The sequence below is a fragment of the Blautia caecimuris genome (assembly GCF_024622975.1).
Lineage (GTDB): Bacteria > Bacillota > Clostridia > Lachnospirales > Lachnospiraceae > Blautia_A > Blautia_A caecimuris.
Window position 1 is genome coordinate 37,544 of the sequence record NZ_JANJZT010000029.1, and the last position, 7,555, is coordinate 45,098.

The following is a 7,555-nucleotide window of genomic DNA, read 5'->3' on the forward strand; positions in this document are numbered from 1 at the left end:
TTCCACCTTTCTGCGAAAGGCACCGATGGGGTCATGAAACCCGTTGGCTAACTTCCGCTTTTTAATTTATCTTCCTTCTGATATTATCTTTTTGATAAGACTGACACACTACAGAACACGTGGAGGTGAGTGGCGGGGCTGTATAGCGGCGACCTCGCATAATTATATGTTGTCGGTCATCCGTTAAGGCATCAATGAATGGCGCATAACAGTAGCCCGTAAACTTATCTCTTCCAAAGTCGACTCGATTTTGCCGGATGACCAGTCACTGTCAGTTTTATTACTACAAAATCAGGAGGTTATTTTATTGTCTTTTAAAATCTTTCGTAAAAATTGCTGTGGACTTGATGTCCACAAAACCTGGATTTATGCTTGTATCGGTATTACCGATACAAACGGCAGAACTGATTATAAGCAAACTCGTTTCTCGTCTTTTTCTAAAGGACTGAAGGAATTGTCTGACTGGCTTGCTAAATATCACTGTACTGAAGTTTGTATGGAATCTACCGGCAAGTATTGGATCCCTGTTTTTAATGTTCTTGAGAAAGCATATGTCTCTGTTATTCTTTCTCACCCTAAATATACCAAACCACAAAAAGGAAATAAAACTGATCGTAAGGATGCTAAATGGATATGTGATTTATTCATGTGTGATATGGTAAAACCTTCCTTTATCCCACCTGCTGACATCCGCCACTTAAGAGATTTGGTAAGATACCGTTTCAAACTCATCTGTATGATTACAGGTGAAAAGAATCGTGCTCAAAACTGTCTTACTGTATCTAATCTTAAGCTTGACGATGTATTCAGTGATGTGTTTGGAAAGTCTTCCCGTTCAATTACTGAATATATTCTTGAACATCCAGGGGATTTATTTGATGTGACTCCTTTTGTGGACAGACGTTGTAAGACGCCAATCGAAGAAATTCAGGCTGCTGTTGATGGAGCTATTTCTCCTGAACAGGCCGTAAAACTTCGTCAGTGTCTCAACCACATTGATGAATTAGAAAAGCATCTTGAAGAAATAGAACAGGAAATCCTTCGTCTCTCTGATAAATATCAGGCTGCTCTTGATCTGATCCGCACAGTTCCTGGATTTGACAAAAATCCTATGACTGCCATCCAAGTCCTTTCTGAAATCGGTGGTGATATGTCTGTTTTCCCCTCAGCAAAGCACCTCGTTTCATGGGCAGGATGTTGTCCGCGCAATGACCAAAGCAACAAAAAAATCAAATCAACTCGAATTTCCCGTGCTGGTTCTTATTTTAAACCAGTTCTGGTACAAGTTGCAAATGGTTTATTACGTTCTAAGAAACATCCGGAAATAACTGACCGCTATAAACGTATAAAAGCACGTCGTGGTCACAAGAAAGCCATCATTGCAATCTGCCGTATGCTCCTGACCGCTATCTGGCACATACTCTCAGATTTAAAACCTTATACAGCGGAAGGCTTTCGTGAATCACGTCCTGTGAACGAATCAAAAGTACTGACCACCTCACAGGCTCTTAATTTATTAAAACAACGTGGTTATATTATCAAAGATGATCTCACACCTGCCATGAATTAAGTGTCGTGTCTATATTTACTTTTTTTGAAACCACCCTAAGGATGGTTTGTTTGTTATGCAATTTTATTTTTCTCTAACCACTACCTCTTTGTTTCAAACTTATTGTCTCCTTTCTTTTTAGTTTCAAATTTACCATATTTACTATCTTTATAGTCAAATTTGGCTGTGAATTGTAGTTTTTTGACCGCAATTATGTTGAAAGAAGCAAAACCCGCACCTCAAAATAAGTATCTCCTAGATTAAATTTCATATTACCATTATACTTGTTAACACAAAACTCCACACTTTCCAAACCAATACCATGAGCTTTTTTATCTTTTTTTGTTGTTTCAAGTCTCGAACCCTCTAATAGTTTCGGCTTTTCTGCAACATTATTCTTGACCTTTATCACAAGCATATTATTTACAGATTTCATAGTAAATTTAATGTATCTTCTTGCTTCCACATCTTCCATAGATGCTTCTATAGCATTATCCATAAGATTCGATAATATCGTACAAAAATCCATATCTATTACACGTGGCGATGCAATATTAACATCGATCGTCACTTTTATATTATACATCTCAGCCTCAGCAATTTTACAGTTTAATACGATATCAACAATTTCAATGCCAGACCATACTGTATTTTCAATCTTACGAATAGGTTGTGCAATACTATCAATGTAGTCTAGTGCTTTTTGATAATCTGAACTTCTTATATAGTTTGAGATAATAGCAATATGATTTTTAAAATCATGCATCACATGTCCATTATCCTTATACAATTTTCGTATATTTGCATAACTTTTTTCCAGCACTTCATTTCTCACGTTAATAATAGCGTTTTTTTCCTCATAGTCTCTATATTTAATATACATATAAAACAATAACAGAAACATTAATAAAATAGCTAAAAAGAAAAGCCAATTTGAGGCCAATACTTCTGTTAGATTGCGAACTGCAAACCTCTGAAAATAAAATAGAGCGCTATATCCAATAAGGCATAATGTAAGCCAGAATCCCCAATATTTTAAAAACACTTCATACTTAATGTTTTTATCTCTCAAGAATAAATAAAAAACAATTAAGCATAATTTCATCGCACAGATATACAGAATTCGTTCCAATCCTTGTTGGCTGATTAAAATTCCCCCAACTTTATCATTAGCTGTTAATACACTTATTATAAAAATTGAAAACAAATCGAAAATCATAATTCCTAGATAGTATACTCCTACCACTGTTACGCTTTGAAAGAACTTTGCTTTAAATAAAAGCATGGAAGAGATCCCCATAACCACAATTACAAAAATCAACAAAAAATTTGAGAAAAGACTAATCTGATTATTTAAAAAAATACAAATTGTTATAAGTAATGAATATAACAATTCCATAATTTTTTTTCTTTTAGTATTTAATCTGTCTTTGAAAAAAAGATTAACAAATCTATAGCAAATTAACGTTTCTACAAAGGAAATCAAAAATTCTATTACATTGTATAAAACAATCATGTATTTTCTCCCCAGTATTCTGCTATCTTTTCTTTTACCATATGTATCTGTGGTCTGCTAACCTTTAGCACTATACCATTATCCATAAATACTTTTTCATCTTCCATCCGGTCTATATGTGTTATATTGGCAATGAATCCCCTTTCTACAAATACAAATTCCAAAGAATTAAGCTCTTTAAATACTGTAGCCAAACTTTTTCGAACTTTATATTCTCCAGTTGTAGAAACAAATATTGAATATTTTCCAACCTTATATATGTAATAAATATTTGTATAATACAATTTTATATATTTAGTTATTGTTTCAATCAGATAAAAACTCTTTTCTCTCTCATGTAATTCCTTAATAGTTTCTTGCAATGCTTCTTCCAAACCCTTTTTTAATTCATTCTTTGGAATATAACGAAAAGCAATGACTTTAAATGCATCTAATGTATATTTCATATGCGATGTAACAAAAATAATAATTGAATCCCTATTGTATTCGCGAATTCTTTTTGCAATTTGTATTCCGTTTATATCGTTGTCATCCTTCATTTCTATGTCTAATAGAAAAAGATCATAATAAGAATCCTCATCCAATTCATATAAAAGCATTCTATGACTTGTAAATGTATCGATAGAAGCAATAACTTTTTCCTTTTTTAGAAATTCATATGATATTTTTTCTATATCCTGTAAAAACAATGTATCGTCATCAACAATTGCCATTTTCAGTACCATAATTATTTTCCACCTTTCTGCGAAAGGCACCGATGGGGTCATGAAACCCGTTGGCTAACTTCCGCTTTTTAATTTATCTTCCTTCTGATATTATCTTTTTGATAAGACTGACACACTACAGAACACGTGGAGGTGAGTGGCGGGGCTGTATAGCGGCGACCTCGCATAATTATATGTTGTCGGTCATCCGTTAAGGCATCAATGAATGGCGCATAACAGTAGCCCGTAAACTTATCTCTTCCAAAGTCGACTCGATTTTGCCGGATGACCAGTCACTGTCAGTTTTATTACTACAAAATCAGGAGGTTATTTTATTGTCTTTTAAAATCTTTCGTAAAAATTGCTGTGGACTTGATGTCCACAAAACCTGGATTTATGCTTGTATCGGTATTACCGATACAAACGGCAGAACTGATTATAAGCAAACTCGTTTCTCGTCTTTTTCTAAAGGACTGAAGGAATTGTCTGACTGGCTTGCTAAATATCACTGTACTGAAGTTTGTATGGAATCTACCGGCAAGTATTGGATCCCTGTTTTTAATGTTCTTGAGAAAGCATATGTCTCTGTTATTCTTTCTCACCCTAAATATACCAAACCACAAAAAGGAAATAAAACTGATCGTAAGGATGCTAAATGGATATGTGATTTATTCATGTGTGATATGGTAAAACCTTCCTTTATCCCACCTGCTGACATCCGCCACTTAAGAGATTTGGTAAGATACCGTTTCAAACTCATCTGTATGATTACAGGTGAAAAGAATCGTGCTCAAAACTGTCTTACTGTATCTAATCTTAAGCTTGACGATGTATTCAGTGATGTGTTTGGAAAGTCTTCCCATTCAATTACTGAATATATTCTTGAACATCCAGGGGATTTATTTGATGTGACTCCTTTTGTGGACAGACGTTGTAAGACGCCAATCGAAGAAATTCAGGCTGCTGTTGATGGAGCTATTTCTCCTGAACAGGCCGTAAAACTTCGTCAGTGTCTCAACCACATTGATGAATTAGAAAAGCATCTTGAAGAAATAGAACAGGAAATCCTTCGTCTCTCTGATAAATATCAGGCTGCTCTTGATCTGATCCGCACAGTTCCTGGATTTGACAAAAATCCTATGACTGCCATCCAAGTCCTTTCTGAAATCGGTGGTGATATGTCTGTTTTCCCCTCAGCAAAGCACCTCGTTTCATGGGCAGGATGTTGTCCGCGCAATGACCAAAGCAACAAAAAAATCAAATCAACTCGAATTTCCCGTGCTGGTTCTTATTTTAAACCAGTTCTGGTACAAGTTGCAAATGGTTTATTACGTTCTAAGAAACATCCGGAAATAACTGACCGCTATAAACGTATAAAAGCACGTCGTGGTCACAAGAAAGCCATCATTGCAATCTGCCGTATGCTCCTGACCGCTATCTGGCACATACTCTCAGATTTAAAACCTTATACAGCGGAAGGCTTTCGTGAATCACGTCCTGTGAACGAATCAAAAGTACTGACCACCTCACAGGCTCTTAATTTATTAAAACAACGTGGTTATATTATCAAAGATGATCTCACACCTGCCATGAATTAAGTGTCGTGTCTATATTTACTTTTTTTGAAACCACCCTAAGGATGGTTTGTTTGTTATGCAATTTTATTTTTCTCTAACCACTACCTCTTTGTTTCAAACTTAAACCTCCACCGATCATTCAACAAACATATAATATTTTTTCCTGGAAATATCATAAAAAAAACATTCCTCATTTGTAATTACCAATTCATAAATATCATCATCTTTTTTTTGTGGATTTTGATTACTATGGTAATAGTAATGTCCTTCTCTTTTTTTTGTTACTTTTTCAATAATATCATTCACAACTTCATTTATTGGCAAAGTATGATATTTTGAAGCTGACCATCTAGGTATCATCTTTCTTACCTCTCCTTTAACTAACTTTACTTTAGCTGCACTATAAAATCTCTTTGGAAACACTTCTTCTTTGTCAAATCCTATTTCACTTAATATTCTATCAAATAAATCTGCAAATTCTTCATATACAAATCCCATTTCAAGAAAAGCTTGCATATGCAGCAATGCATTTCTTAAATATCTACTATCTCCAGTATGTTCAAATAGCTCAAGATATTTTCTAAGGCATAACTCAAACGATACTTTAATAGATATCCCACTATATTGAACTGTTCCTAATGCTAATTTTATTGCCTCTACCTCTTCCACAAAATCTTCTGGTTTCTTCATATTACTGTATTCTCCTTTCCTAATATACCAATAATAATCCTATCAGTATATAGCATATTTGTAAAGAACATCGCATTTTACTCAATACAACATTAGTCTAAATACTGATACACTAATCGAAAAGGAGGCAAACCTAATGCAAAGTACGGATTTAGGTGTAAAAATAGGCTCTCGTATAAGAGCTTCTCGAATGTCGATAGGTTTAACGCAGGAACAGCTGGCAGAAAAAGTCGGAGTATCCTGGTCAACAATAAGTAGTTTAGAACGAGGTATGCATATGGTCAGTCTGGAGCGTTTGCTTGATATCTGCGAAGCCCTTAATTCTGGCCTAGAAATTATACTTTGTGATTATATAAATATAGCTGGACTTTACTCAGATAATGATTCCCAAAAAATTTTAGAAATGCTAACATTGCTTACTCCAACGCAAAAGAAATATCTTTTAGAAAACATGCGTTTAATATTAAACCTTTATCCAGACATATAATAGCATATTTTTTTAATTTATCATTTTGTCTGTAATTAAGCTTTATTTGACCCCTGAACATAATACGCAGTCAATTTTTAACAATTTACGGACATATTATTAATTTGTGTTATTTTATGATAGAATGATTTAGATTGGTAGGTAATAATAATGCTAAAATATATCTCTGAAAAAAGCACGAATTTGCTAATACGATATGGATGTATAAAATTGCAACAAAAAGATATATATATTTATGGCTTTAATCTTTTTTACTCAACTTTTATAACTGCTATTACAATACTTATAACAGCTACACTACTTCAGAGTATAGTTTCAGGTTTAATATTCATAAGCTATTTTGCAATTCCAAGATTTATTCTCGGAGGTTATCATGCACCTTCTTATGGAAAATGCTTTTTAATAACTAACACGTTATTCATTTGCGAATTATTTTTACCGCAATTTGTAATAGTACACCCAATATTAAACTCAATAATTTTATTATGTTATACCATTTGTATATTATATCTGTTTTTTATAACTATTCTTCTAATAGATTTCTCTTATAAAAAAACTCTTTTTTTATTGTTGACTGTTGAACTTTCAATGTATATTATATTAAGCCTGTCTCCACTTCCAGAAACATACTCAATAATTGCAATGGAATCAACTATAACTATGGTAATATTAATTTTAATTCCCAAAAGTAGGAAGGAGAAAACGTAATGCGTAATTTACTGAATTATGTAGCAAAATTAATTAATCATGTAGCTATAATCGGAGGAGGTTTACCTTCAGCTGGTTTTAGTTACCAGCCCCCTAAACCAGAGCAATTGACTTCTAGGATTCAACAACACTCCCCTTCTACTCCTAATCCTTCAAAATCAACTAGGAAGAAAGATTCCATTATAAAATAATATTTACCACTCCGTTTCCAATAAAAATATCCTCATTGAAATTATGTGAATCAAAATATTGTTAGTGATTTCATGAGCTGTCACCAGATTGCTCACATCAGTTGACGCTCACTTGCTTAACTTTCTGTCACCA

General features: G+C 33.7%; 8 protein-coding genes. 5 read left to right on the top strand and 3 right to left on the bottom strand.

Annotated elements, in window-relative coordinates; translation table 11 throughout:
- Positions 1–307: 307 nt before the first annotated feature.
- Complete coding sequence (locus NSA57_RS15585) at positions 308–1,570, top strand: IS110 family RNA-guided transposase (protein ID WP_257465352.1); 1,263 nt, start codon at positions 308–310, stop codon at positions 1,568–1,570.
- A gap of 190 nt (positions 1,571–1,760) precedes the next feature.
- Here NSA57_RS15585 and NSA57_RS15590 read toward each other — a convergent pair whose 3' ends face one another.
- Positions 1,761–3,065, bottom strand: a complete 1,305-nt coding sequence (locus tag NSA57_RS15590) for a sensor histidine kinase (protein WP_257465353.1) — start codon at positions 3,063–3,065, stop codon at positions 1,761–1,763.
- Positions 3,062–3,790, bottom strand: a complete 729-nt coding sequence (locus tag NSA57_RS15595) for a LytR/AlgR family response regulator transcription factor (protein ID WP_257465354.1) — start codon at positions 3,788–3,790, stop codon at positions 3,062–3,064. The genes NSA57_RS15590 and NSA57_RS15595 overlap by 4 nt, the downstream gene beginning before the upstream one ends.
- A gap of 314 nt (positions 3,791–4,104) precedes the next feature.
- Between NSA57_RS15595 and NSA57_RS15600 the strand changes: the two genes are divergently transcribed.
- On the top strand, positions 4,105–5,367 hold the full coding sequence (locus NSA57_RS15600) for an IS110 family RNA-guided transposase (RefSeq protein WP_257465355.1): 1,263 nt from the start codon (positions 4,105–4,107) through the stop codon (positions 5,365–5,367).
- 114 nt (positions 5,368–5,481) lie between these two features.
- Here NSA57_RS15600 and NSA57_RS15605 read toward each other — a convergent pair whose 3' ends face one another.
- Positions 5,482–6,036, bottom strand: coding sequence for a hypothetical protein (locus tag NSA57_RS15605; RefSeq protein ID WP_257465356.1), 555 nt, complete (start codon positions 6,034–6,036; stop codon positions 5,482–5,484).
- 136 nt (positions 6,037–6,172) lie between these two features.
- Here NSA57_RS15605 and NSA57_RS15610 point away from each other — a divergent pair, with 136 nt between their 5' ends.
- The 3 genes from NSA57_RS15610 to NSA57_RS15615 all read left to right on the top strand — a co-directional run bounded on the left by NSA57_RS15610 (position 6,173) and on the right by NSA57_RS15615 (position 7,422).
- Entirely contained in the window at positions 6,173–6,523 is a 351-nt protein-coding gene (locus NSA57_RS15610) for a helix-turn-helix domain-containing protein (RefSeq protein WP_257465357.1), read from the top strand.
- A 150-nt stretch (positions 6,524–6,673) separates the two neighbouring features.
- A complete protein-coding gene (locus tag NSA57_RS19980; RefSeq protein WP_354184320.1) occupies positions 6,674–7,231 on the top strand; it encodes an accessory gene regulator B family protein in 558 nt (185 codons plus the stop codon).
- The gene (locus NSA57_RS15615) at positions 7,231–7,422 is read left to right on the top strand and encodes a hypothetical protein (protein WP_257465358.1); all 192 of its coding nucleotides are present in this window, start codon (positions 7,231–7,233) and stop codon (positions 7,420–7,422) included. Before NSA57_RS19980 ends, NSA57_RS15615 begins: the two co-directional genes overlap by 1 nt.
- Positions 7,423–7,555: the final 133 nt, after the last annotated feature.